The 26399-nt window shown below is 48.2% G+C and carries 18 protein-coding genes and 1 riboswitch; of the genes, 5 read left to right on the top strand and 13 right to left on the bottom strand.

Annotated features, from left to right (window positions below; all coding sequences use genetic code 11):
- Positions 1-21 precede the first annotated feature (21 nt).
- The 6 genes from helD to IEY53_RS26485 all read right to left on the bottom strand — a co-directional run bounded on the left by helD (position 22) and on the right by IEY53_RS26485 (position 12719).
- Positions 22-2439 (bottom strand): RNA polymerase recycling motor HelD, encoded by a 2418-nt coding sequence (gene helD, locus IEY53_RS26510; RefSeq protein WP_189030365.1) that lies wholly within the window; start codon positions 2437-2439, stop codon positions 22-24.
- Positions 2440-2686: 247 nt separating this feature from the next.
- Complete coding sequence (locus IEY53_RS26505) at positions 2687-4066, bottom strand: amino acid permease (RefSeq protein WP_189030363.1); 1380 nt, start codon at positions 4064-4066, stop codon at positions 2687-2689.
- A 162-nt stretch (positions 4067-4228) separates the two neighbouring features.
- A riboswitch (glycine riboswitch) is annotated at positions 4229-4309 on the bottom strand.
- A 159-nt stretch (positions 4310-4468) separates the two neighbouring features.
- The gene (locus tag IEY53_RS26500; protein ID WP_229696377.1) at positions 4469-6016 is read right to left on the bottom strand and encodes a permease-like membrane multi-spanning protein; all 1548 of its coding nucleotides are present in this window, start codon (positions 6014-6016) and stop codon (positions 4469-4471) included.
- Positions 6017-6059: 43 nt separating this feature from the next.
- On the bottom strand, positions 6060-6773 hold the full coding sequence (locus tag IEY53_RS26495) for an ABC transporter ATP-binding protein (RefSeq protein ID WP_189030359.1): 714 nt from the start codon (positions 6771-6773) through the stop codon (positions 6060-6062).
- A gap of 282 nt (positions 6774-7055) precedes the next feature.
- The gene (locus tag IEY53_RS26490) at positions 7056-10172 is read right to left on the bottom strand and encodes an ATP-binding protein (RefSeq protein ID WP_189030357.1); all 3117 of its coding nucleotides are present in this window, start codon (positions 10170-10172) and stop codon (positions 7056-7058) included.
- A 198-nt stretch (positions 10173-10370) separates the two neighbouring features.
- Positions 10371-12719 (bottom strand): S-layer homology domain-containing protein, encoded by a 2349-nt coding sequence (locus tag IEY53_RS26485; RefSeq protein ID WP_189030355.1) that lies wholly within the window; start codon positions 12717-12719, stop codon positions 10371-10373.
- Between the two features lie 1200 nt (positions 12720-13919).
- On the opposite strand from IEY53_RS26485, the gene IEY53_RS26480 reads away from it, so the two are divergent.
- On the top strand, positions 13920-15068 hold the full coding sequence (locus IEY53_RS26480) for a response regulator (protein WP_189030353.1): 1149 nt from the start codon (positions 13920-13922) through the stop codon (positions 15066-15068).
- Between the two features lie 312 nt (positions 15069-15380).
- Here the strand turns inward: IEY53_RS26480 and IEY53_RS26475 are convergent, their stop codons facing one another.
- Positions 15381-15929: a pyridoxamine 5'-phosphate oxidase family protein gene (locus tag IEY53_RS26475; protein WP_189030351.1), complete on the bottom strand. Its 549-nt coding sequence runs from the start codon at positions 15927-15929 to the stop codon at positions 15381-15383.
- Positions 15930-16146: 217 nt separating this feature from the next.
- Here IEY53_RS26475 and pdxR point away from each other — a divergent pair, with 217 nt between their 5' ends.
- The 4 genes from pdxR to IEY53_RS26455 all read left to right on the top strand — a co-directional run bounded on the left by pdxR (position 16147) and on the right by IEY53_RS26455 (position 19540).
- Positions 16147-17577: a MocR-like pyridoxine biosynthesis transcription factor PdxR gene (gene pdxR / locus IEY53_RS26470; protein WP_189030349.1), complete on the top strand. Its 1431-nt coding sequence runs from the start codon at positions 16147-16149 to the stop codon at positions 17575-17577.
- Positions 17578-17867: 290 nt separating this feature from the next.
- Positions 17868-18671 carry an AAC(3) family N-acetyltransferase gene (locus IEY53_RS26465; RefSeq protein ID WP_189030348.1) on the top strand — a complete coding sequence of 268 codons (804 nt, stop codon included), beginning with the start codon at positions 17868-17870 and terminating at the stop codon, positions 18669-18671.
- A 410-nt stretch (positions 18672-19081) separates the two neighbouring features.
- Positions 19082-19321: a hypothetical protein gene (locus IEY53_RS26460; RefSeq protein ID WP_189030347.1), complete on the top strand. Its 240-nt coding sequence runs from the start codon at positions 19082-19084 to the stop codon at positions 19319-19321.
- Between the two features lie 63 nt (positions 19322-19384).
- Positions 19385-19540, top strand: a complete 156-nt coding sequence (locus IEY53_RS26455) for a hypothetical protein (RefSeq protein ID WP_189030414.1) — start codon at positions 19385-19387, stop codon at positions 19538-19540.
- A 318-nt stretch (positions 19541-19858) separates the two neighbouring features.
- On the opposite strand, the gene IEY53_RS26450 is transcribed toward IEY53_RS26455, so the two are convergent.
- From IEY53_RS26450 to IEY53_RS26425, 6 genes are all read right to left on the bottom strand, one after another.
- Positions 19859-20575 (bottom strand): response regulator transcription factor, encoded by a 717-nt coding sequence (locus tag IEY53_RS26450; RefSeq protein ID WP_189030346.1) that lies wholly within the window; start codon positions 20573-20575, stop codon positions 19859-19861.
- 14 nt (positions 20576-20589) lie between these two features.
- Positions 20590-22056 (bottom strand): sensor histidine kinase, encoded by a 1467-nt coding sequence (locus tag IEY53_RS26445; RefSeq protein WP_189030345.1) that lies wholly within the window; start codon positions 22054-22056, stop codon positions 20590-20592.
- A 3-nt stretch (positions 22057-22059) separates the two neighbouring features.
- Entirely contained in the window at positions 22060-22785 is a 726-nt protein-coding gene (locus tag IEY53_RS26440; protein ID WP_189030344.1) for an ABC transporter permease, read from the bottom strand.
- Positions 22782-23504 carry an ABC transporter ATP-binding protein gene (locus IEY53_RS26435; RefSeq protein WP_189030343.1) on the bottom strand — a complete coding sequence of 241 codons (723 nt, stop codon included), beginning with the start codon at positions 23502-23504 and terminating at the stop codon, positions 22782-22784. Before IEY53_RS26435 ends, IEY53_RS26440 begins: the two co-directional genes overlap by 4 nt.
- A 27-nt stretch (positions 23505-23531) precedes the next feature.
- The gene (locus IEY53_RS26430; protein WP_189030342.1) at positions 23532-24503 is read right to left on the bottom strand and encodes a hypothetical protein; all 972 of its coding nucleotides are present in this window, start codon (positions 24501-24503) and stop codon (positions 23532-23534) included.
- A gap of 135 nt (positions 24504-24638) precedes the next feature.
- Positions 24639-26372, bottom strand: a complete 1734-nt coding sequence (locus tag IEY53_RS26425; protein ID WP_189030340.1) for a family 10 glycosylhydrolase — start codon at positions 26370-26372, stop codon at positions 24639-24641.
- Positions 26373-26399 lie beyond the last annotated feature (27 nt).

Genomic DNA, 26399 nt, shown 5'->3' with positions numbered 1-26399 from the left:
CTCCTTTATCTTCAATTCGCTTTATTGCCCTACCTCATAAAAAGACGTATCTATTGCCTGGATATAGGGCGTCCATTCCCCTGTTGTGTAGAGCAGCAGCCGATGCATGGCACGCGTGCATGCTGTATAAAACAACTTGCGTTCGCTCTCCCGATGATACGTCTGCGAAGATGCGTCATAAATTAGAACGGCATCAAATTCAACGCCTTTAGCGAGGTACACGGGGATTATCAAGGTCCCCTTCTCGAAGGTGGGCGTGCTCTTCGTCACATGCTTCAGCCCCTGGCAGCCCTGAGACATCAAGAGATTATAAGCCTCTTCGCTTTCGGCCGCAGTCTTCGTAATGACGCCGATGGAGACGAAGCCTTCCGCCCGAAGCTCTGCAAGATGCTCCGCTATTCGCGTTGCCCGCTTCTCGCCGCTGCCCATCTTAGAGAGGAGCGGTTTCCTGCCGCCTCGTTCAAAGGGCACGATCCCCTTGGTATCCGGCAACAGAGTCTTCGTGAATTCCACAATCTCGCGGGTTGACCGGTAACTGCGAACCAGGCGAAACAAGCTCGTTTCAGCTTGGCCGTAAAGCCGGATGAGCGGCGAGTCTTCCCCGTACAGCTCCGTTGCTTGGGCAAAGATGGCTTGACCGAAATCGCCAAGCACCGTCATGCGGGCCCGGGGGAACAATTTTTTGAGGAACTCGTATTGGAATATCGAATAATCCTGGCCCTCATCGACGAAGACATGCCGTACCTCCGTGTTTGTCCGAATGCCCTCAATGAGCTCTTTTACATACAGATATGGTGTCATATCCTCATAGAACAGTTCGAACCGGCCAAGCTTCTCCTGGGTCTGCCGGCAGATTTCCGGCCAGAGCGAGGGGACTTGGGCTCCATGGGTCATCTTCTCAAAAGCTTCTTTATCTTGAAACAGTTGGACGTATATCCCCGCCAAATCTATGAACAGCATCCGCTTCACGCTTCGCTTCAGCATTTTAAAGTCCTCTTTCACGATCATTCGGCGCAGCAGTTCTTCCTCTTGGGCGGCATAGTCGAAATCACCCTCGTCCAGTCTGTGCTCGCTGAGCAGCTTTTCGCGGACTTCTTCGTATTGTTCTGCAAAGTCAAAGACCCCCCTCTCTTTGTGCAGTTGGTTATACACTTCGGCGTATTGATCCTTGTCGAGATAATCGAGTTCATCCTGCACCCAGAGCGCCTCCCGCTCCTTGCTCTCCAGCGAGGCCAGTTCGTGCAGCAGCCACTCCTGCAGCAGAGTGATGCGATTGGTCAGGCGAATGGAAGGATCATAGCTGTAGAATTTGGATTCCATTTGCTTGGCCGTAATCAAATCACGATCCCGAAAGCGGATGCTTGTGAATCGCATGCCCTCCTGCTTCAACCACTGCGTATAATTCCGGAGAGCTTGAAGAAAGTCTACAGAGGCCTTGTACCCAATTCCTTGCAGGCGCGCCTCATACCCTTGCGTGGATTGTTCGGTCAGCACGTATTCGATCTGATCGAAGGGATCCTCCAGACGAAACGCCCGGCCAAGCCAATGGTCAAGATACTCCTGGAAGGTCGTCTGCTGCATGTTTTCTTCGCCGAGCTCGGGAAGAACGGTCGAGACATAGCTGTTAAACATCGGATTAGGCGAGAAAAGAACAATTTGGTCAGCCTTGAGCCGCTCGCGGTGTGTATACAGCAGGTACGCCACCCGCTGCAGCGCCGCCGAGGTTTTCCCGCTGCCGGCCGCCCCCTGCACGATAAGCATCCGGCTTTTAACGTCGCGGATAATGGCGTTTTGCTCTTTTTGGATGGTCGCGACAATGCTTTTCATCTGATTGTCCGCACCCTTGCCGAGCACCTGCTGCAGCAATTCATCGCCGATCGTAAGACTGGTGTCGAACACGTTCTGAAGTTGACCATGGTGGATCTGACACTGCCGTTTCAGCTTCATCGTTCCAGAGACATATCCACCCGGCGTGTCATATCCGGCCGCTCCGGGAGAATAATCATAGTACATACTCGCGATCGGAGTGCGCCAGTCATAAATCAGGAAACTCACGCCGTCTGAATCGACGAAGGAAGATACGCCAATATAGACTTGCTCGGTAAAGCTCAACCCGTCCTCGTGAAAATCGATGCGTCCAAAGTAGGGAGACGGCAGCAGCCGGTTCATATTTCTCCATTGCTGCATCCGCTGCAGGTGGCTTCGCTCCCTTTCCGACAATAAGGCTTCTTGCTGCCTTATACTGTAGAAAGTCTCTTCAAAATCTTCGTCCGTACTTGTGTTTACGGTCACCTCTCCCCAAAATTGTTTGCGAATGTCCGCCACCTGAGCATACAGTCCACTCACCTCCGGCTCCAGTTCAGTGATTCTCGCCTGCAGCTTTTCCGTAACCCCATTGAGCCGCTCCTGCTCTTGCTTCCAATCCTCAGCGTTTATCATCTTCCTGCCCACACTCCTTCATTTAAAATTTGAAGAAAAAGAAAGTTTGACAACCGTGATGTTGCGTGGTAATATTAAAGTATAAATAAGATAGGTTATCTATGCTGTTTTGAATGTAAATCATCGGTCGTTCTTTGATCTTATCACAGTGCTCTTTTGCGCGCAAGCTTCATACATAATTAACCCCGGCAGATCTGCCGGGGTTTTTGCTTTGGTTTAGTTGTGCCCGTCGAGAAACATGCTTTTTCTATTTCGCTTCGACAAGTTCGCGGTTATTATTTCTTTCCCTCTTTCTTCTATTGGTCGAATACAAAACAAATAATAGAATAAACCATAGAGGCGTCAACAATAAGGCCGGACGCGTGTCTTCAGCAAACAGCATAATAATGAGTATTATGGCAAACAACGCAAGAACAACATAATTAATAAATGGTGTGAACGGTGCTTTAAATGTTGATTTCGCCTGCAATTCCGGCTTGGTTTTCTTATACCGCAAATGGCAAATTAGCACGACTCCCCAAACCCAGATGAAACAAATGGCACTAATGGTTGTCACGATTCCAAAAGCTTGTTCCGGAATCAGCTTACTTAAGAGAGCCCCCGCTGATAAGACAAGCGTGGATATGAATAAAGCATTGCTGGGTACATGATTTTTATTCAGCTTTGCAAAATTGGATGGAGCCTGGTCATTCCTGCTTAAATTATATAGAATCCGGCTTGTTGAGAACATCCCGCTGTTACAAGCAGACGCAGCTGAAGTTAATACGACAAAGTTAATAATTCCTGCAGCAATCGGAATCCCAACTAAACTAAACGTTTTAACAAAAGGACTTTCTGCCGGATTTAGTTCCGTCCATGCGTTGATGCATAATAGGGCGATAATGGCGCCAACGTAGAAAAATAAAATTCTTAAAGGAATTTTATTAATAGCCGACGGGATGTTTTTCTCCGGGTTGGCTGTTTCCGCTGCCGATACACCCACCAACTCCACACCGACGAAGGCAAACACAACCATTTGAAAGGAAAGTAAGAAACCCGATATCCCGTTAGGGAATACTCCCCCATGTGCCCAAATATTACTGAAGGTAACTGTTCCGGCATCTGTTTTGAATCCAATCACCAGCAAAATTGCCCCGATGGCAATCAACGCGAGAATCGTCACTACCTTGATCAAAGCAAACCAAAATTCCAATTCACCAAAACTTTTTACAGTTAATAAGTTGAGTCCTAATAAAATGATTAAACAGAGGACTGCAGGTATCCATTGCGGGATATCAAACCAATATTGTACATATACCCCAACAGCTATAATATCAGCCATAGCCGTCATGATCCAACAAAACCAATAGGTCCATCCGGTTACAAACGCTGCCCGCGGTCCAAGATAGTCTTCGGCGATGTCAGTAAAGGATTGATATCCTGCCTTAGACAACAGAAGTTCGCCTAACGCCCTCATCACAAAAAAAACGGCGATACCGACGATTAAATAAGCAAAGATGATGGAGGGTCCTGCCAGCTGTATAGCTTTACCCGATCCTAAAAATAATCCGGTACCGATGGTCCCGCCGATTGCAATGAGCTGAACATGCCGATTCTCTAAATCCCTCTTTAATTCCTGTGGTGCCATATCGAACTCCCCCTATAAATCAAAATACTTCCATGTGAAAAGATGAACAAGAAGTGTAACAACAAAAAAGAGATTGGATGTGCTCCAATCTCTTAGGTCTAAGAATAATAAATAAAATACATTGGCTACTCTGACGATTATCAGAATAACAAATGGATTATTTAGTACTCTTCTGTCCTTTTGCCTGAGATTGTGAACCCTTCGGCGCCGGGGAATCCCCACGGTCTCTCCAGAAGCTGCTCCTGCTATAGTGTGATCCATAGCAATCATAGCTTACAAATTATTCAATTTTATGGTGATAGCTTTATTTAAATATTTATCAATACTAATCATAGTCAAATATTTTGTCAATAACATTAATTACTTCTATGTTTCTGCTTCCTCCGGGAATCCGCCGTTTTGTTAAATCGTCCGAAACAACCGTTCCCCTTTTGTCTGTATATATCTAAACATTACCAGGCATACCGCTATCATAATCATTCCAATACCTATCAAGATAAGATTGCCATTTACATGCGTTAGAAGAAGAGATATACCCAATGGAATCAATAGACTGATCACCCCTATGAACATGGACACAATGACCGCTGCACTCTGCTTTATCACCGTAACTTCACTTGTCCACTCCAGGTTAGGTAATTTCAAGTTAACAATAACGCCCATCATCGCTGAATAACAAGCATATATCAAAGGGATAACAAGTAATAATAGGCTTTCGATCCATCCCGGACGCAGCGATATCATGAGCAGCATACTACTCACAACCAAGACCGGTAAGGTTATGGTGAGATTCACGGCAACTTTGCTAAGCAAAATGGTTTGTTTAGATATGGGTGAGCTTTTTAGTATCCATAAATGATTACCTTCAAGGGAAATGGAACTTGACGTTGTACAGCTTAAAGTAACAAATAAGGAAACTATCATTGGAGCCAGCGTACTCAGATAATGTGATAATTGTGGAATCTCGATCAATTCCCCTAACTTCTCCGAGCTGACAAACAATAAAGCAATCGACATCACCAGTAATAGAATCATGCCAATACTTGTATTCAGCACATAAATAGAAGAACTAAAATATCGACGCAACTCCTTCTTATACAGTGCACGAAATGGGGATGATGCTTCCAGCGGCTTCATTATATATTTACTGCTTGCATGAGAGGTCGTTAATCCTGTATGAATGGCTTTATATCTCGTCCCAAGTACAGTGGCAAATATCATAAATGAAAGTACGGATAACGCAATAAATAATAAAAATGAACTCATCCGATACGAGCAAACAGCATCTACATACATGTCTGCAAGAGGATACAGCTTAAATATCATATCTGCCAGCTCAGTACCCATATCAGCAAGCACCTGCTCATTTCCATTCAGACCAAATGAACCAACCATGAGTGCAATAATTACAACAAAAGTTAAGACAAGGCTGATCATTCGGCTCGCTTTAAACCGGGAAGAGACCCAGCTAATGAATGAGCCAATAATAGTTGCAGCAATAATCGGTAGTAACGGAATAAATAAAAGTGTCATTAGAAAAAGCAGATAAAATAACGTCTCAGGATTCACTTTTATAGCGTATACTACACCTGCTGGCAGCATCACTATCAAAGTAAAAAACAAATTCAGCACATAGAGCTGAAGAACCCGGCTTGCGACAACATGACTCGTCTTTATAGGCAGAGACATCACCAAATCGTAGTCCTTATAGCTGAATAATACACCGCTTGCCTTATAGATCGTTGTGAAGAACCCTACAATAGAAGTAACAGCCATCATAATGGCAAGCAATAGGTCCATCCGCCCCATTTGTTCAAAAGTCATTGCCATCATGAAGCTGTATCCAAATGAAACCACTGCTATCATGAGTACACCTGCTAGAATACTGCTGCTGAGCAGAATCGCTTTGCGTCTTTCCTTAACATCCAGCGTATGCAAAGCTTTATTCAATCCAAATGAAGAAAGTAACTGTATCTTCGTTAATCTCCATATATTAATCATTGGCTATCAACTCCATGAATACATCTTCCAGGCTATTCTTACCCTTTACTTCTTCTGTCTTGCCATGGGTTATCAATTGGCCCGCCTTTATGATCGCTATCTTATTGCAGAGCTTCTCTGCCACATCCAGAACATGCGTTGAGAAGAAGATTGCACTACCCTTGCTGCACAGATCTACCATAATTGTTTTTAACATGTGAGCAGCCTTTGGATCAAGTCCTACAAAGGGTTCGTCTAACACTAACAACTTTGGTTTATGAATGAGAGCAGAGGTTATAGCCAGTTTCTGCTTCATACCATGAGAATACGATGAGATCATATCACCCAAATTGGCCGTAATCTGAAAAGCATCGCAGTATTTTTTAATGAGCAACTCACGATCCGCTTTGGACACGCTAAAGAGATCACCAATAAAATTCAAGTACTGTATACCGGTAAGATGATCATAAAGATCCGGGTTATCAGGAATATACGCAATCTTCGACTTGCAGGCTACTGGATCTTTCTTAATGGAGATGCCGTCAATTTCAACATCCCCTTCTTCAAAATCAAGGACACCAACTACTGCCCGGATGGTTGTTGTTTTTCCTGCACCGTTATGTCCGATAAAGCCATAGATATCGCCTGGCTCGACCACTAAATTCAAGTCATTTACTGCCTTTTTACCACCTTTATAGCTCTTGGTAAAATGTTTTATGGTAAGCATGTCCCTGCACCTCTTCTTTGGTGTATATAGTTTTTTGAAAAGCGTCCTATTCGTCCTATACGCTTCTAGCAGAATAACTATAATACGTGCAGCCTATGCATAACGTTCATTTGCCAACATCAATAAACAAGTAGAAACGGCTACGCCGTCCTTATAAGGACGGTAACCGTTTCAGCGAGAAATAGAAGGATAATTTATAGCGCGAAGCATATAAATTCTTATATTTTTAAAAAGACCATCTGCATGATGGCCTCCAATTTGCTTCTTATCTATTTGCTGCCACTACATCAGGCGGTTCACCGCATTATTCGGCACGGTAAAGACGACTATCGTCCCTTGACCCGGATCACTCTGAATGTGCAGCCCCTTCCCATACAATTGCTTCAACCGTTGATTGATATTGAGCAAGCCGACTCCTTGCCTTTGGCCCGAACGTTTGTCGAATATCTGTTGCCGCGTGTTTATATCCATTCCCACACCGTTATCGGCAACGGTTACTTCTGTACGATCTTCATATTCGGCGATATGAATATGAATCATTCCGCCCGACGAACGACTCATGATACCGTGCCGCACTGCGTTCTCCACAAGCGGTTGAATGGAAAGCGGGGGGAGCCTTAGCTCCATGTTCGCTTCGATTTCCCATACCGTATTCAGCCTGCCGTCGAAACGTTCATTCTCGATATATAAATAAGAACGTACGAGAGCAAGCTCCTGTCCAAGGGGAACAAGCAGCTCGGAATTCTGAAAGTTAAAGCTGGCCCGTAGATAATTGCCGAACTCGTCGAGTAGAAGGCGCATTCTGTTCAGATTGACGTCGCTAAGCGCAGCTATCGCATTAAGGGTATTGAATAAAAAGTGCGGTTGTATTTGCGCCTGCAGCCATGCCGCTTCCATACGCAGACGTTCGCGCACGGAACGGTTCAGATCCGTTAATGCCCGCACCCGAACCTTTAACTCCATCGCATCCGCAGGCTTCACAATGTAATCGTTAGCCCCAGCCAAAAATCCAGCGGCGATATCCTCAGGCTTGTTGCGCGCGGTCAGAAGCAGAATGGGTAGTTCCGAGCTCGAATAGCGCTCGCGAATCGCTCTCGTTAACTCATACCCCGACATGTGAGGCATCATGACGTCAGTAATAACAAGATCCCATACTCTCGTGTTCAGATGAGACAAGGCTTCATTGCCGCTTGTAACCGCAATGATGTCGAAAGACTCACCAGCCAGAATGTTCTCCAGTATTTTCAAGTTGAGCGGGTCATCGTCCACAGCCAGTACCGACGGACGCACCGATCTCTCCACAACGGCAGAATTGTCATCCGTACCGTAACGGATGTTCGAGTCGGCAGCGGCGGCGGTTTCTGCATAGACAGGCGGCAGGCCTGCTGCAGAATCCGCTTCCCGTTGAACAGGCGAATCGGACAGCGCCAAAGCAAAGGTGAATGCCGAACCTTGGCCAGCGGCAGATGTCACTTCCAACGTTCCGCCGTGCAGCTCCACCAACTGCTTGCAAATGCCGAGACCCAGTCCGATACCGCCCCCGGGCGCCGCTGTCATGCCGGAGTCGCCCTGCTCGTAGGGGTTAAAGATTCTTTGCAGCGTTTCCTCATCCATGCCGACGCCCGTATCCGCAACGCTAATGTACGCCTTACCGTCTTGTGCGACCACCCGGATCGCGATAGTTCCTCCGTTGGTAAATTTGATTGCATTGTGAACAAGATTAAACAAAATTTGAATGAGCCGGTTTTCGTCGGCCATCACAGGAGGAAACTCGTTCGGAATCTCATTGATCAGCCGGATCGGTTTACTATCGGTCATGAAGCGAAGCATGTCGAATACGCCGGAAGCGACCGCCTGCACCTGAACGCTCTGCACGTGCAGGCGGACGTTGCCCTCCTGGAGACGAGTCAAATCAAGCAGGTCATTTAACATAAACGACATGCGCCGGCCGACCGTGATCACCAACTCCAAATTTTGGACGCTCTTGCCGCTCAACGAATGTTTTTCGCTGTCAAGGACGGTTTGCGTCATATTCAGCATCCCGTGCAGCGGATTTCGCAATTCATGGGATGTGTTCGCCAGAAAATCGTCCTTCTGCTTATCTGCCTTTTTTAGCTGCTCATTTAGTTTGGCGTTTTCTTGGGAATTGCGGAAGTACTGCTTAAACCAGTAAGCGGAAAAACTGATGATAGCTACCAGCACGTCAAACGGGAAGTAAATGTTTATTACTTCCAAGCGGGCATTAATCAGCCCCCATGCGGAGCTGGATAATATGCTCATGGTGGCAAGCAGCAGGAAGGTGGCACCGGGCTGCTTTCTGGCTATCAATTTGCCAATCAGATAGATAACCCAAGCCATCGGGAACCAATACAGCAGTCTGAATAATTTAAACTCGATTATATAGTAAATGAGCGGAGGCGGCATAACCAACACAAATCCTGAATATAAAGCCAGAGCAATGGCGTACGTACGGAACAAAACCGTGTTTGTCCGGAGCTTGGCAAATATTCCGGTAATCAGCAGGAAGAAAAAAGGAAGCAAAGAATACGAGAGTAGCCTGATTTTCAGGGCCCAGGCATAGTTGATGAAAGGCATGCATACCAGCAGCAGGCTGTCGTTATCAGACACAATCGTAAGCCCGGCGGTCAGAAGCAGCATGAAAAAGGCAAGCAACCCCTTTTGCCAGCTGAACAAGTATAACATCACGGCGTACAAGCCAAGAAACATCAGTACCACGAAGGTTACAATCTGAAAACCAATGGAGATCCATCGTTCGGTATTGATCGCCGTATCCGATCCGAAGCGGATAGCTTTGACAATGCCGCCATTAAGCGGATTATCAAAATTAGCCACGCGTACAAGCAGCTCGATCTCATTCACTCCGTTTGCCTTATAAAGCGGGGTATAAGAAATCCGGCGGGGCTTATACGTATTCTCTTGCTCCGCCGGCTGGCCGGCTCCTGCTATCTGACCGTTGAATTCAACAACTGAAGAGGCTTGAATTTCCTGAATCCAGAATCCGAACGACTGTTGTTGTAAAGGATCGACCAGAATGCGCAGCCGGTAAGTCCCGTATCCGAACGACGACTTTGACCCTGCCGGCAGAGCGCTTCGCCAATCTCCCGGAACCTGAATATTACGCTTGTTCAGGGATTCCCAACCCTTATTTTCATGCGTGACGAATGCTTCCTGATAGAAATCCCACTCGCCGTTCAGCGTAATGGAACGGGAGTTCGCGAAGTCCCAGCCGCGCAGATCGAGCACGCCTTGAACCGCACGAGGATGTTCAGGCGTAAGGAAAATCCCGGACCAAAGCCACCGGACGCCGAGAAGTATGGAGAGAAACAGGATGAACGTCACAGCATATTTCAGGGCGGTTTTGTTTTTTATCCAAATCATACAGAGCTCACTCCCAACGTTTCCCCGTTCAGTTCTGCCAATTGCTTGAAAATGCTAAGGCCCAGTCCGGTAGCTTTCATATTTCGACAGGAACAGCGGGAATCCCTTGTTCCCTAAATCGGGTGATTTGGCACATTAGCCAGTGGTTGTGAGACACAAAAAAAGAGGGGGCAGTTAGCCCCCTCTTAATCATTAATACTAGTCGATCAACTTCTTAGCTTTCAGCAATCTTTCAACCATAGCCGCTGTTTCCGCGCGCGTCATTGCCGCTTTCGGATTCAACTGCTGTTTGCCGGTCCCTTGCAGGATGCCAGCCTTAACCAGTTGGGCTGCGGACTCCCGGGCATACCCGGAGATTTGATTCATATCGCTGTAAGAAGCCAGAATCTGATTGATTTCTAGTGCACTCAGCGCCTCTTGCGGCTGAATGACATGAAGGGCACGGGCGATCATGGCGATGCCTTGCTCTCTTGTAATCCATTCGCTGCCGTGGAAACCACCGTCTACAAAGCCTTTGATAATGCCAAATTCGCTGGCAATCGTTACGGCATTGTGGTACCAACTCGATGGTGCTACGTCGCTATACGGCGTGCCGGATACACCCTGGCGCATTAAGCCAAGTCCGCTTGCCACAATCGTGGCAAATTCTGCACGGTCGATACTGCGATTCGGGGAGAAGGTATTGTTACCTGTACCTTCAAGCTGCAGTCTGGCTGCAATATTATTTACACTCTCCTGTGCCCAGTGGCTTTTCACATCATCGAAATTTTGCGGATTCCAGATGACTGAGTAGCTGCCTTGGCTGCGCAGGTCGTTGATCAGTGCAAAGTAACGGTTGTTGATTTTCGTTACGACTGTCGGCACATGGAATACGGTACCGTCCGGATTAACAATGACGCCGGTCGTAATTTTGTTCAGATCAATGCCTTCAGGCAATGCGATATAGCGAGGCGCGTAGCCTGTCAGTTGATCCGGCTTAATGGATTGGTTCTGGTACGTGAAGTTAAGCGATAGATCGACCGGATTGACGAGCAGATCGTAGCCACCTTTGGTCGCCTGATCCTGTGCTGCGGCTTTCAATGCGTCAGACGATCTCTTGATATCAATATCGACTGCAATTTCGCCAAGAGGAGCGCCGTTCCATTGTTTGGTGATCGAACCCAGATCCAATTGTTTGCTTGGAATCGGATAAATAGCAAGCAGGTTCTCGATATTCAGCGTGGAGCCGGTATCGGACAACTGCTTCAGGTTTGCTGCGGTCAAACCTGCAACCTTGATTTCACCGTCGCCAGGCACAAGTACATTCAATTGCTGTCCGTTGCCTTTGGAGAGATGAGCCGATAGTTTATTTGGATCAATCACAACGGTCGTTACGTTGTTTGCCGTTGTGCCAGTAGCGAAGCCACTGTCCTCATTGTTAACGGTTGTTTTCACGCCCGATGCCGGAGCAGGAGCAGATGTAGGAGCAGGAGCCGGTGCAGATGTAGGTGCCGGACTTCCGCCCGTGCCGGAGTCATCACGAGGCGCGCGCGTGACCGTTATGATGTACGTTTGCGTCGTGCCATCCTGCGCCGTCACAACCACCTTGATCGTGTTGATGCCTACGCTCAGCGGCAGTGAATCGGAAGCAACGCCACTTGTCATCGTAATCGGACCTTTAACCAACGTGCCTTCGCTATTGTACACGCTCGCCGTCACCGTAGCATAAACAGAATCTACTACAGTCGCCGTCACTGTCGTGTCGCTCACGCCGTTCGATACGCTTGACGCATAGTTTGTCGTGTCTGCCGTAAACGCCGGGCTTAACGTGCCGCTCGACAGCGACAACCCGTTCAAGTCTGCGTTGTCAGCCGCTGTACGAATCAATGCTCCTGTGCTAACAGCAGACGCTTGCTGTGTTGCTGTCGCTTTCACACGGGTGACAATCGTATAGTCCGTATCCGGCGTCAGTCCGCTGAACGTCGGGCTATCCTGCCACGTCACGCCGCCGTCTATGCTGTATTCCTGACCGGTGACGGCTTGCAGCGTAATGCTCGTTGCTGTTTTGCTTACTGCTACCGGTGCTGCCGGAGCCTTCGCGCCGTCCGCTGCCGCTACCGTCCCCGTTGCCGCACTCGTCACGCTTCCTGTTGCATGCGTACCGTCAGCTGTAACTGCCATGGTGATGGCTGCGCCGAAGTCGTCAGCGGTTAACTTGTAGCTCGAACCCGTCGCATTCGTGATGGCGACTCCGTTCCGGTACCATTGGTAAGTCGGCACGTTGTCCGTTGTGCCCGGCGTATAAGTGACTCCGGATAGGTCCGCAGTCAACGTTTGACCCACTTTGGCAACACCGCTGATCTTCACGCTGCCGCCCATCTCTGGAAGCACGATATCTTTAGTGGCAGTGATTCTGTTGCTAATGACACCGGAATTATACTCGACAATAACACCCGGATCAAAATATCCGCTGGTACCACCATGTGTATTATTTACGGCTAAGTAACCTATTTTATTAGTACTCGTATCCAGCAGAAGTGTAAGATGGTCATACGCTCCATTAGGCACAAATTCATTCGATGTATCAAGACCTGTTGACAGGCCGTTTGATACATACCTTGTATCGCTATAACTAGAAGTGTTCCAATTAGGTGCTGTAGTTTTAGTAGCGCCTATAAAGGTTAAAAAGTTCCAATTTGCCAAAAATGGAGTTTTAAATTCTTTAAACATACTAGCAATCGCAAAAACTTCTTGAGGATTATTTGCCTTTGGCTCTAAAAGATGTCCGCTATTGTTTGTTGCAATCGTCACAGCATCTTTAAAAGTCATGGTACTCTGTCTTTGCACATATACAAAATGGCGTCCATTGTAGGTACGCACAGATGTTTTCCCATCGGTCAATGGTACCCCTGGCGCTACATTTACCGTGACTTCTTGGGTTTGCCCCGCAGCTTGTGTAAATGTCATATTTCGGATAACAGCCAGAATTTCTTCATAAGTAGTACCATTTGAAAAATTGAACACTCTATTTACAGATGTAGATTTGTCAGTAACAATGCCACTGATTTTTATGCCATTAATCAACTCGGTAATCCCACTTGGAAGAGTTCCAACAGCCGTTGAGCCATTATTTACTGCCACAGTGAAGTAGCCGCCCGCTCCATTCACGACCCCCGTGCTTCCAAATGCAGCATTTGGTAACTGATAGGTTGTTCCGGTTACTCTAGCCGGATTACCAAGATCAAGTGTTGGTGTTACAGCGGCCCTTACTTCTAACGGATAAAAAGGAATCATCGTCAATACCATAATGATTGCCATTAGAGTAGATAACATACTTCGATTTTTTAATTTCATCTTTTGTTTATACCTGCTAACGAAAGCATATAGAAATTCTATATTTGCAGATTTCTTTCTGTTCAGCAGGGTTCTCCTTCCTTCTTGTAAAATTTGTATATTACTTCTAACTCAAGCGCCTCTGCTCTCGCTGGAGTAAAACCATCGTTCTTATTCTATTCCGCTGTCAGAGTCGTCCCCCTGTCCCATAGAAAATTAAAACCCTTGACCCTATATTCCGATATAATCCACTTTCTTTCGACAGGTGAGATCATAACAGAAGGAACTTTACAAAATCTCTACAATTGCTTTACATGCTATTTTTGCTCACGTACAAGCACTAATCATCCATTCCCAAAATTCCGATAGTATTAGTATAAAAGGTCGAATCATGTCAAAAACAATGCATACATTATATATGGAGCGTGAAAACACATGAAGATCATGCTGGTGGATGACGAAACGCTGGTATTAAACCAGATTCGGCGAATGCTATCGGGGTATCCCGGTATTTCGGTGGTCGGCTCGTTTGGGAATGCGCGAGAGGCTATTAGGCAAATGCCGGATCTTCAGCCGGACGTCGTATTTTTCGATATTCACTTGCCGGAACTATCGGGAATCCAAGCGGTAGAGTTGGCACAGGAGGCCTGTCCGGGAACAGATATTGTATTTGTAACGGCATATAGCGAGTATGCTGTCCAAGCCTTTGAGCTGAATGCGGTCGATTATTTGCTTAAACCGTTGCATCAAGCACGTTTGGATCAAACGATAAAACGGCTTATGCAAAAAAGAATGCATAAACACGAAGATATGCACTCAACAGCGCCTTCCCGCATTCTGTGTTTCCGGTCTCTCCGTTTGCAGAGCAGTGGCCGGTCTCCGGAAATTCCGAAATGGCGAACGGCAAAAACACAGGCTCTGTTTGCCTACCTGCTGCACCAACGCGGCAAAATCGTCTTCAAGGAGACGCTGTTGGAGCTGCTGTGGCCGGAGCTTAATGTGAAACAGGCGGCGAATCAATTGTATACATCGATTTATCACATCAGACAGTGCTTGAAGCAAATGGGCATCGATGCCCCCATCCAAAATATGACTATTCAAGAAGGATATATACTCGACACAAGCCGTATTCGGATTGACGTGGATGAATGGGAAAACGGTTTGCGGCAGCTGAGTGGCGTAAATTTGACCGACAGTCACTCCGAGCTGCGGCGGTTGCTTTCGCTTTATGAAGGGGACTATTTACAAGAGATCGGTTATGGTTGGGTCGAGGACGAACGCGAAAGACTACGGAAGCTATGGTATCTGAATGCCCGTTCGTTAGCCCGATTCTATGAGAAAGCCATGATGCAGGAGGAAGCGCTGGCGATGTACGAGCGGATTCAGGATGTGGACCCGTATAACGAAGAAGACGGACTTGCGCTGATGAAGCTTTATACGGCAAGCGGAAGGCACAAAGAAGCGGAGAAACACTACCATAAGTTAGATCATCTGTTTTCAAACGAGCTGCGGATCGGCTTGACCGATAAGCTGGTAGACTGGTTCGAACATGCAAGAAAGAAATTGCCCCCCTTGGCGCAATGAGGAAACAGAAATTGGGAAGTCCATTTCGCAATAAACTTCGTTCTGGGTCTTTCCTAAATCTCCACCTATTTGACTTAAGCAAAATAATTAAAATTAACACCGAAAAAATGCCCTAAAACTATATTACATAGTCATAGGGCATTCGCTCTAAATTTTGAAGAAATAAGAAAGCACCAAATACTTCCCGCCTATGCCGCTATGGCCGCCATATCATCTTGATTGGAGCACAGTCGCCACATTTTTGATGCTCTTTCGCACGGTTAGGTAAACAGAGACTACGGGTATAGTGCGGGTCGTAACGGTATCTTGTCGTTACATTTCCCGTCCCACATTCGTGCCCGTTCTATACATTTTTTCTGCTTCAATAGGGCTTTCTTTTGCTGTCATATGGTGCGGAATTACCCGGTAGACTTGAACCGGTCCACCCAATACAGCCGACCTATACTTGTCCACATGCTGCTTGGACAAGGGGCGGTTATAATAGCCGGGTACGTATTTATTAATCATTCCCTGAAGTACATGAGTAGCTTCGTCCAAATCTGTGATTGGCTCTGCTTGTCCAAATATCATTACGCTCATATAAGCCGTATCCGTTTTAGCAGGTACCGGATCCGTGATGGTTCCGTATTCCTCACATACCGTAAAACAAACCTCTGGATTTTCACTCATGACCTGATTACGTCTTCCATCTCCAGCCCCGTGAAAATAGAGCTTCCCCTCAGTCCATACATAATTAAGCGGTACAACATAGGGGAGGTTCCCATCAACCAACCCAAGATACCCAATTCTCGCTTGGTGCAGGAAGCTTTCAATTTTCTCTTGATCCTGGCATTCCCTGATCTTGTAACGAACTGAATCCATTTCGAAATCTCTCCTTTCACTCATAAGATATTCATCCCACTCCAATTGTCTTAACTCTGATACTCTTCTAGAGTGCGGCAACGGCCAGATTGCAAAAACCAGCGTTATTACGGTAGTATATCAGTGAATGGAGTGCACTTAAACATCCAAACATCAAGGTTATGAACAATCCATAATTAATGTTTTTGGCTGGAGCTACTATTTGGAGGTATGCACGATGATGAAAGTAATTCGTAATGATAAGAGACCGATCTGGCAGCAATTGCTTGATCAAGCAATTCATAATATTACTAGTGGAGTCTGGGCCCCAGGAGAATTGCTGATTCCTTCCCGCGAACTCGCTCACCTGGTAGGTGTATCTCGCTCAACTATACAGATCGTCTATGAGGAATTACTAAGCCGAGGCTATACGGTTACATCTCGACGAGGAGGAACGCGAGTTAGTAAATGGAATCAAGTCGCTGAGTCAACGAAGGAAATAATAGCATATGGCCCCATCCCCCCCTCACTTCCCTTGTTGAACTCGGCGGTCGATCAATTACATGATTGGTTCAGAGGCAAAGAACATCGAGAAGTGGATATTGATTTTAGTCCCCATGAACCTTATTTGGATGGACAATTTCAAAAGAACTGGCGACAATCGTTTCTCCACGCATCCGCTGCAATGGACTTATCAAGCTGGGCTTACGGTAATCCCTATGGTCTCACACCATTACGTGAGCAAATTCAGCGTTATTTATCACTTGAACGAGGCATCCATATCCAAACAGATCAGATTCTGTTGACCTCAGGAGCGCAGCATAGCATTGACTTAATCGCACAATCGCTTTTATCTGATGGGGACACTGTCTCTGTAGAAGATCCCGGTTTTCCAGCTGCCTGGATGGCGATGAAATATCGGCGAATGAATGTGGTGCCCGTTCCCGTTGATGCGAATGGTCTTGCAGTTGAGCGTATTCACCCACAATCCAAACTGATCTTTGTGACCCCTTCGCACCAGTGCGCAGTCGGGGTCGTAATGTCGGAGCCGCGCAGGCAACAATTGCTACATAAGGCCGTGCAAGAACAATTTTGGATCATTGAAGACGATTATGATAGTGAATTTCGATATCGTGGGGAGCCGCTTCCAACGCTCTTTAGCCAGGCATCTAATAACACCTTGTACCTCATGAGTTTTTCTAAAATGATTGCTCCAGGCATTCGTATTTCGGCTATCGTTGGATCTGTCGAGGCAATTGGTCAACTAGCCAGGATACAGGAGTTGACTTACCGCCATCTTCCGATTATGGATCAGCTAACACTAACCCACTTCATCAAGAATGGGCATTTTATGCGCCATATGAGAAGAGTCAGAAATGTGTATCGACGAAGACACGAAGCCATGACAAAGGCTATTATGGCTAGCGGTTTAGGGGAGCGTTTCACACTAAGTGGAATAGAAACGGGATTGCATATGTTACTTGAAGCTGAAGAGTCATACGACGAAGAAACCGTGACAAAGTTAGCCCTTCAACAGGGAATACGTGTATACCCTCTTGGACCCTATTGTTTGAAAAGCAAAAGGAAGGGATGGGTGTTGGGGTTTGCAAAAGTAGATGAAGCATCGATTGGGCAGGGGATTCATCGTCTTGCGGAGCTGATCTTATAGGGTCATCTTTACAAGCTAATTGGGCCACACGCCTTTAATCCACATGCCCCTACCCACTCCAGCCTTTTCCCTGTGCCTCTACGCTCGTTTTGTCAAAAATTTAACCGTCATTTATGATACGGTTCACCGCAATAGCTGTAACGGCAAATTATTCCGCTGGAGCCTATTGTTGCAAAAGAATACCCTTGGTATAATATAGGAAATGAAGGGCACTGCTTCCCTAGCCACGCTAGAGACAACCCCGCTACTAATAGCGGGGTTGTCTTATTTTAATTAAAGGCGGAAATAACATGACTGAACCCAAAGAAACAAGAGCCATCTTAACGAAGGAAGATCTAATTCATGGATTAAAAAACTGCGGATTAAGCGAAGGTCAACACATATTCGTTCATACTTCTTTAAGCAAATTGGGTTTTGTTGTAGGCGGGCCCGAGACCTTAATCCGATCCCTTCTTGAAATTATCGGTGAAGAAGGGACCTTGATGATGCCGTCCCAGACATGGAAGAATCTTGATCCGGCAACGGGAGTCCATTGGGAAGCACCTACGGAATGGTGGCCGATAATTCGCGAACACTGGCCACCCTACGATAAAGAAGTAACCCCTGCGATCGGTATGGGTGTCGTGGCTGAAATGTTCCGCAAGTGGCCGGGGGCCAAAAGGTCGGATCACCCGGCACGATCAATTGCCGCAGTAGGCAAGCATGCGGAATATCTAACGCAAAACCATGATTTATGCAACATCTTTGGGAAAAGCTCACCGTTGGATAAATTGTATCATCTAAATGGCTATGTACTCCTAATAGGCGTCTACTATGATAAAAATACGTCGCTGCACCTGGCTGAAACTATAGCTAAATTTCCTGCCAAGAAGTTTGTCCATGAAAGCAGTGCAGTTATGGAGGAAGGAAAGCGTAAATGGGTAACTTACGAGACCCAGGCCGTGGACGATGGGGATTTTGTCCGCTTGGGGGACGAATATGATAAAGAAATGAATATCAAGGTTCACAGAATCGGAAACGCAGAAGTCCGATTTCTGGAGCAACGGCCGCTGGTGGACTGGGCAGCTGCATGGATGGAAAGAAACAGGGTGTAGGCTTTAAAATAGAAGGTTATACTTCTACTTATGATACGGTTCAGCTTAACGGATCTATCGGCGAAAAATGCTTAAGGAGCTGCCACGGCATGCTCCTTAGTTGATGTTCTTATGGATTTTTATTTCATGATCTGCACGACAGGCTGACGATTCGGTGCCGGGGCACTTCGAAAAGTCGGCCTTTTTATTGATTTACCTTGTAGAGTTGACTGGCACGTTATAATAGTCCCCAAATCTCATCTTGTCAAGAAATAATGTGCGAATGAGCGACATAGCGGAGGATCCCCCCTTTTGCCTTCCAAATATGAATGAATTTCCGGGTATAAAGAGCGCTATCGCTTTTTCCAATTCATCCGGTTTCACGTAAAATTTGCTTAGGCCGTTACGAAAAACAGAAAAGGAAGATCTGCATGCACAAAGTGATCATAATCAGATTTACGTTCTTTTACGGTGAAGCGCCTGAAGCAAAATGTTACGGATACATGGAGTTGAATCAGGATGGCAATATGATCGCACTCTACAATAGGTATGGCGAGGAAATAGACATGTATGGTGGACATGAATTTGTCAGGGTACGGACGCTTGGCAAATTCGATAACGAAGACCGCGATAATTTTTATTCCTTGTTAGAAAGTGATGGTGTAGGATAATCTGCACAACAGGCTGGCTATACAAACAATGAACGGAACGATAGGAATATCGGGAGGCAGAAGATGAACAAACGGGTTCAAGAGGCAGATGGAATGAAGAGAGGGCCGATGTTAACCGCGCTACTCATCGGTGCATTTGTTGCGTTTCTTAACGAAAATTTGCTTGCCAATGCGCTTCCTGGATTAATGCGGGAATTCGGGCCTTGCCCCTACTTGTGATACGGCTCGGCGTAACTTCTTTAGAGCGAAAAAAAGACACCCTGATTGGTCGTCCTTCACAGTTGGAACAGGGGTTTCTGAGTTAATTAACGGATCAAGACATTGGGTCGATTACCAACTTGGAGGAAAGAACAAAAAAGCGATTCTAGCCTCCTGTAGAGCCCTGGCTCTGCCTAGATCGCTTTTTTTGGTGCTGCCCGCGCTGTATAGTCACCCAAATCGAAGCCAGCAGCGGGACAAACCTCTTTCGGTATATACCAATGACTCACATCTTCATCAATTCAGTGATGGCCGCATCAATGGTTTCAATCCGGTACTTCAAACCTTAAAGCGGTACCCCGCGCCCCATACCGTCTCGATAAACTGGTGCTGCGACGGGTCCTTCTGGATCTTGTCACGAATCTTTCCGACATGGACCGTGACCGTGGCGGAATCGCCGAAGTGCTCGATCCCCCAAACCTTATCCAGCAGCGCATCCTTGGAATATACCCGATCCGGGTTTTCCGCGAGGAAGAGCAGCAGATCAAACTCTTTTGCCGTGAGTGAGACTTCTTTCCCATGCAGCCTTACCCGCCTGGATTCGACCTGAAGCACAAGTCCGTGGATGTTCAGCTCGCGCGGCTTCCGAATAGGCGAAGCGCCGGAGCCAACTGCAACCCCGGTTAATCGGTCATACCGTTCGAGGTGTGCCCGGACCCGCGCGACAAGCTCCGACGGACTGAACGGCTTGGTCACGTAATCATCCGCGCCCAAACCCAATCCCCTGATCTTGTCGATATCCTCCTTGCGGGCCGATACCATCAGTACCGGAATAAACTTCGTTTCCCGGATCCGCCGCAAGAGATCGAAGCCGTCCATACCCGGCAGCATGACGTCCAGAATGATTAGGTCGTATTCTTGCTCCAGCGCTTCCTCGAGCGCCTCGTTGCCATCTGCCCGAAGGGTAACCTCATAACCATGAACTTCGAGGTAGTCCCGCTCCAGCTCGGCGATCGCTTGGTCATCCTCGACGATTAACACCTTCCGCTTCGACATCTCACACTCTCCAGTCACGTTCTATCCTGAACAATCGGGATGGTAAACATCACAGTCATGAACCGCCCCGGCTCGCTTTTTGCATAAATCATTCCGCCATGATGCTGGATAATCTGCTTCGCGATCGCTAGGCCCAACCCCGTGCCAGCCACGTTCTGATTCCGGTTTACGTCCCCGCGGTAGAACCGGTCAAAGATTTTCTCCAGCTCGCTTGGGTCCATCCCCGGTCCGTTGTCAGTCACCGCAATGATCCATTCCTCCGCTTGCCTGCCGAAATGAACGCGGATATATGGATCCTGTTTATCCATAAATTTCACCGAATTGCCGACAATGTTGAGAATGACGCGCTTGATCTTCTGGGCATCCATCGTCGCGACAGCGTCGGCACCTGCCTCGTACTCGCCCGTCAAACGAACCCCTGCACTCTCGTATTCCATGCTCAGCTCATTCATCGTCTGCCGATAGAACTCCTTCAGCGGCACCGCTTCGAAGTCGAATCTCTCCTGTTCCAGATCCAGCTTGGAGTACAGGAACAGGCCGTCAATCATTCGGTCCATGTCGAGCGTCTTCGAATGAATCACATCGATATATTTTTTCAGCTTCTCCGGATCATTCGCTACGCCTTCCCGAATTCCCTCCACATATCCCTTAATCGAGGTCAGCGGCGTCTTCAGATCATGCGAAATATTCGAAATCAGCTGTTTGCGGCTCTCTTCCATCGCCAGCTGCGCGCCGATCGCCCGTTGCAGCTCGCTGCGCATCTTCTCGTACGAGCGTATCACGCTGCCCACCTCGTTGCGAACCTTCGAGTGCAGACTGAAGTTCAGATCCCCTTCCGCGATGCTGCGGGAGCCCTGCTCGAGCTGCCGCAGCGGCCTCACGATATCCTTCGTCGTGATCCAGATCAACGGGACCAGAATGATACCGAATAAGACCGCAATGGCTAGAAACACGAAGATGTGGAACTGGTTGTCCTTGGTCCCCGTCTCCGTCACATCGGCGATAAGATAATACGATAAGGGATCGTTCATTTCCGGAAAATCGTAGCGCAAGGAGAGCAAATTGCGCCCCTCCCACTCACTCACCATGAACGCCTCATCCGCGTGCTTCCCAGAAGTTGAAATGTCCTTCTGCATCTGCGCAAGGAACGCTTCTCCCTCTCTCAATTTACCGTAGCTTGCCCATTGCTCTCCCTGCCGGACAACAACGAAGCCCCCGAACGGCTCCAGCCGATCTCCAAGCTGTTCAGCGAACGAGGGGGACGTCAGCTCCTCTGGCGTATACCGCTCCGCATAACGCAGGTCTACGAACAGATCGATGCCTCGATGAAGCGCATCATCTGCAGTCTGATCCTTTACGATACTGTTCGCGTAATAAGAAAAGGCCGCCGTGACGACCCCGATCCCGGTCGCCGTGACGATAACTACAGTCAGTATGATGCCGATAATATACGTTAAAATAAGCTTAAGCCGAATGGACATGAGTTAGACTTCTTTCCTTTGAAAGGCTAGCAAGCCCGTTATAATGCCCATGATATAGTAAGCTGTCATAAATAGCAATGTCGTTACAGACGCGCCGAAATCGCCCGTATACAGGAGCGGATGTAACCAATCCGCGAAGTCGGTTAGGAAGAACCGGTTCAGCTGCGGCTCGAAAAATCCGATGACGCCCATCGTTATCCACAGCACGATGCCGACTACCATTCCGACCCCGCCGCTCCCCGTCCAGAGGGACACGCTGTTTGCCAGCACCACTAACAAGCCGCAGAAGAGGATTGCACCGCCGACCTCTGCCATAGTCGCACCCAACGTGGATAGGGCAGACATGCCCTCAAGTCCTATGCTTCCGATAAATGTTGGCACAAACACACTTAGAACAATCAACGCGCCCGCCGTCCATCCAGCGAGTATTTTTCCTATAAAAAGGGTCTCCCGGCCGAGCGGCAGCTTCAGCGCATTCTTGATTGTTCCATCCTTAAATTCGCCCGCCATGAGGTCGCTGCCAAGTGAAACCATGAATAAGGGGAGAACGGCTGCAAGCAGCAGCTCCAGCGTGGTCACCGGCAGGTTCCCGCTCAGCCCGACGCGTTCGCCGATCAAGACGAAGATAACACCGATAAGAAAAGAGAGCATCAGCAGTACTTTCAGCTTGCCTCCGCGGAACAGCTTGCGCAGCTCTTCTCCAGTGAGATAGAGGAATGGCGCCATCATGCGACTCCGCCCCTTTCCTTGGCTGTACAATTCAAATAGTAGTCCTCAACGCTTGCGAACGACTCTCGAATCTGTGCAACGCTTGCGGTATCGACGTGTTTCCCCTCATAAATAATGTAAGCATGCGTAATCCAATCCTCGATTTCGTATACCTGATGAGAAGAGATGACGACACTCATGCCCGTCTCGGTCACGAGACCTCGAAGTATGGCCGTCATCTCCCGACGTCCCTCGATGTCCATGCCCGAGAACGGCTCATCGAGCATCAGAAGCTTCGGCCGGTGGAGCAGCGCGCTGGCAAGCTCGATCCGCTGCTTCATGCCTGTGGAGTACTTCTTGATCTTGATCTGTTGGTGCCCGGACATGCCCACGAGTTCCAGCGTCTGTTGGATACGCGCTTCGTCGATGCCCGAATACAGCTTGGAGTAGAGCTTCAGATAGTCGCTGCCTGTAAAATAGGGGTAAGGGGCCGGCTCGCCGATCATCAGGCCCATGTGCAGCTTCGTCAGATCAGGCCGCTCCGCGACGGAAGCACCGTTCCAGCGAGCTTCCCCGCGGTCGGCCGTGAGCCAGCCGGCCATCGCCTGCAGCGCTGTTGTCTTCCCGGCACCGTTCGGCCCCAGTAAGGCTGCAACCTCACCGGAATGTACGGTGAGGTTAAGCCCCTGGATGCCTTGGCCGCCGGGGTAGACCTTCGTAAGATCGTAGACTTCAAACATAAGTTAGGTCCTCCCCGAATTGAGCTGTTAGCTGCGGCCTTCGAACGCTGCGGCGTCGATGATCTCTATGGATTTGCCGGCAGGATTATACACATCTGGCGTCGTGGCGTTGATGCCGCTGATGCCGCCTGCGCCTTCCATCTTCACGCGATGGATGACGCCCGCTTCGTCCTTGCCGCTCACCTCAAGCTCTCCTTGCACTCCTTGCAGCCTGTTGTCCGCATCGACCGTCAGTTGCAGACTTAAGTGCTCAATTGTAGCTTCCTCTGTCAGCTCTGGCAGCTGCTCCTCGAGTTCTGCTGCTTCAAAACCCTGGAAGAAAGGAATTTGCTTCAGCCCCTCCCACTCTGTCGGCACCTCCGATGCATTCGAGTGTTCCTTCCTGTCGTCGGCTGATGCCACGTCCATCAGCAAACGGACCGCAAGCGGAACCTCCTCTTTGCTTACGTCGACCGAAATCGTCTTTGAATTATCCGCATGATTCACTACGCTGAAATTATCCTTGAGATCGCCGACCATGAAATCGAGAAGCGCTTCCTCCGCTTTATTCATCGGACGATGATCGAAGTTCTCCTCATCCTTCCATTCGCTGTGCTTGCCGGCATGCTCATCGTCCAGGTTGATCACCTGATAGTGCAGACCGTGGGTCCGGTCTACCAGATAGGCCTTATCATCGCCACTGCTGTACATGCTGCCGCTACGTTCAATGCCCATGAGGGTGAAATCGAAGTCGCTGTTTACGCTCTGGTTATCTCCTGTTTCCTTGATCTTCGCCCAGCCGTCCGCCTCCAGCACCGCCTCGCCATTCAGCGTAACAGCGAAGTTCCCGTTCACCGTTGCACTCTCGAGCGTTTGCTCCGACATTTGGTCCGCTTTCAGCACCTCTTTGAAGGCCCTGTAACCATCCATCTCCGGTGTGGACGCAAATGCCGTCACCGTAAACATACTTACTGCAGCCACCGACGCACCGATCATCAACACTTTGCTTTTCTTTTTCATTTCCAACTCGCTCCTTTAAGGTTGTATGGTTTCTCTTTCGTACCTACAACCTTAGTCTAGAGGAGGAGTCTAAACTCCCTCGAAAGGAAATATAAAAATTTTCTAAAATGCAGAATCCGGGAATGTCGTCTTTGCTTACTTTGTGATCTTCACATTGCCAAACACAGCCTTATTCCTCGCGTCATCCCCCGGATTGCTCAGCGCCATACCGATATACACCTGGTGGTTCATCGGGATCTGGACGGTTCCGACCGTCGTCCAGCGCTTCCGGTCAGACGAAACCGCGCCAGTGAAGGTATTTCCCTTTCGGCTCAGCTTAAGCCAGCTTGGAGCAGAGGCATCCGCTGTCTGGTCGACCGCACTGCCCGTGGTCTCTTCACGATACTGGAAGGTTGCCCCATTCTCAGGGGTAATCATCATGTCCGCGTGCTTCGCATCATGCCCCAGCGACTCCCGAATCATAATGCCGGCCTTGGCCCAGCCGTCCATGCGTTCTGTTGAACGCATCTGAACAATGATCTCCACATCACCCTTCACAGGTTGATATACAAAGTTCAGCTTATCCGCTCTTCCCCAGATATCCGTGGATGTGCTGCTCATTGTAAATTGCTTCTTGGAAGAATTGTATACGACATTCCCCGGCTTGGAGCCGATATTTCTTGCCTTCCAGCCTGTTGGCAGCTGAGCCGGATAGTCATGTTCACCCGGCGGTGTCCAGTCCGGTGTCGGCCATGTTGTACGTTCATCGATTTTGGCCAGCTCGGCTTCAGGCCAGGCTCCATAAGAAAAGAACGACAGGCGCTTCACGCCAGGGTAATTTTCGCGGATCCCCTGGTAAATCTCCTGATATTCATCATCAGTCCAGTCATTATCCAGCGTTGCTACAATTTCCACTTGGCTGTTACTGATCCGGTCGCTCGTATCCTTCAGGATACCGTAGGCCGTGCTGTACACCCAGTCGCTGTTGAATTCCCAGTCATCAAAGTACGCCATAGGGGCGACAAAGTCGATAGAATCCTTGAATTTGGCTACATTTTGCCCAACCTCTGTAAATTCCGGCGGCAAAATATACACGCCAAGCTGCACATCCGGATTCGAGGACTGGGAAATATCCTGACGGATATCGCCTACATACTGTCCGATTTGATCTGTTCTCCATTCATTCCACTGCTGCCGCTGAGTGGAATCCGCATCGAAATTAATACTGAGCGGTGAATATCCGAATTGCGCCTTATATTTGGCCACCGTGTAATCGCTGACGTCCATGTTGTAATTGTCGAAACGGATCCAGTCCAGCACAACGCCGTCAACAGCATAATTCCCGATTACTTCCTGAATGATAGAGCGTTCATACTGCTGCACTTCATGGTGAATCGGATTGACGAAGTATTCGTTGCCGTTAGAACCTGTAAACGGAGTCTGAACCCCGTTGACCAGCGACTGCATTTGCCATTCCTCGTGCTTCAGGAAGGCCTCCTGATCATGGAACTGCGGAATCCAGGCATGAACTTTAATTCCTACGGCGTGGGCTGCTGTAATGACCTCCTGAAGGGCATCGAAATTCTCGTAGCCTTGTGCAATCGGAGCGATATCACTCTGATAAAACACCCGTCCGGACGGGACCTCATCATCTTCATCCTGCTTCACGTTCATGCTGATGAGATCAACTCCGTAGCGTTCGGACAGCTCGATAAAGTTCTGAACATCCGCCTTGTTCTTAAACTGGTTTACGGTTCGTACAATGACCTCCGTTTCAAAAGGGGGATTACTCTCCTCCTCGGCTATAGCCGGAACCGAAGAACCCAATACGGAGAAAACCAACGCCAGGCTTAACACCGCAATGGACCTTGATCTCAGGGTAAATGTCATATTCTCGCCTCCATAAAATAGTTTTAT

The sequence above is a fragment of the Paenibacillus albidus genome, assembly GCF_014644435.1.
Lineage (GTDB): Bacteria > Bacillota > Bacilli > Paenibacillales > Paenibacillaceae > Paenibacillus_AQ > Paenibacillus_AQ albidus.
This window is presented reverse-complemented; position numbering and strand designations above follow the sequence as displayed.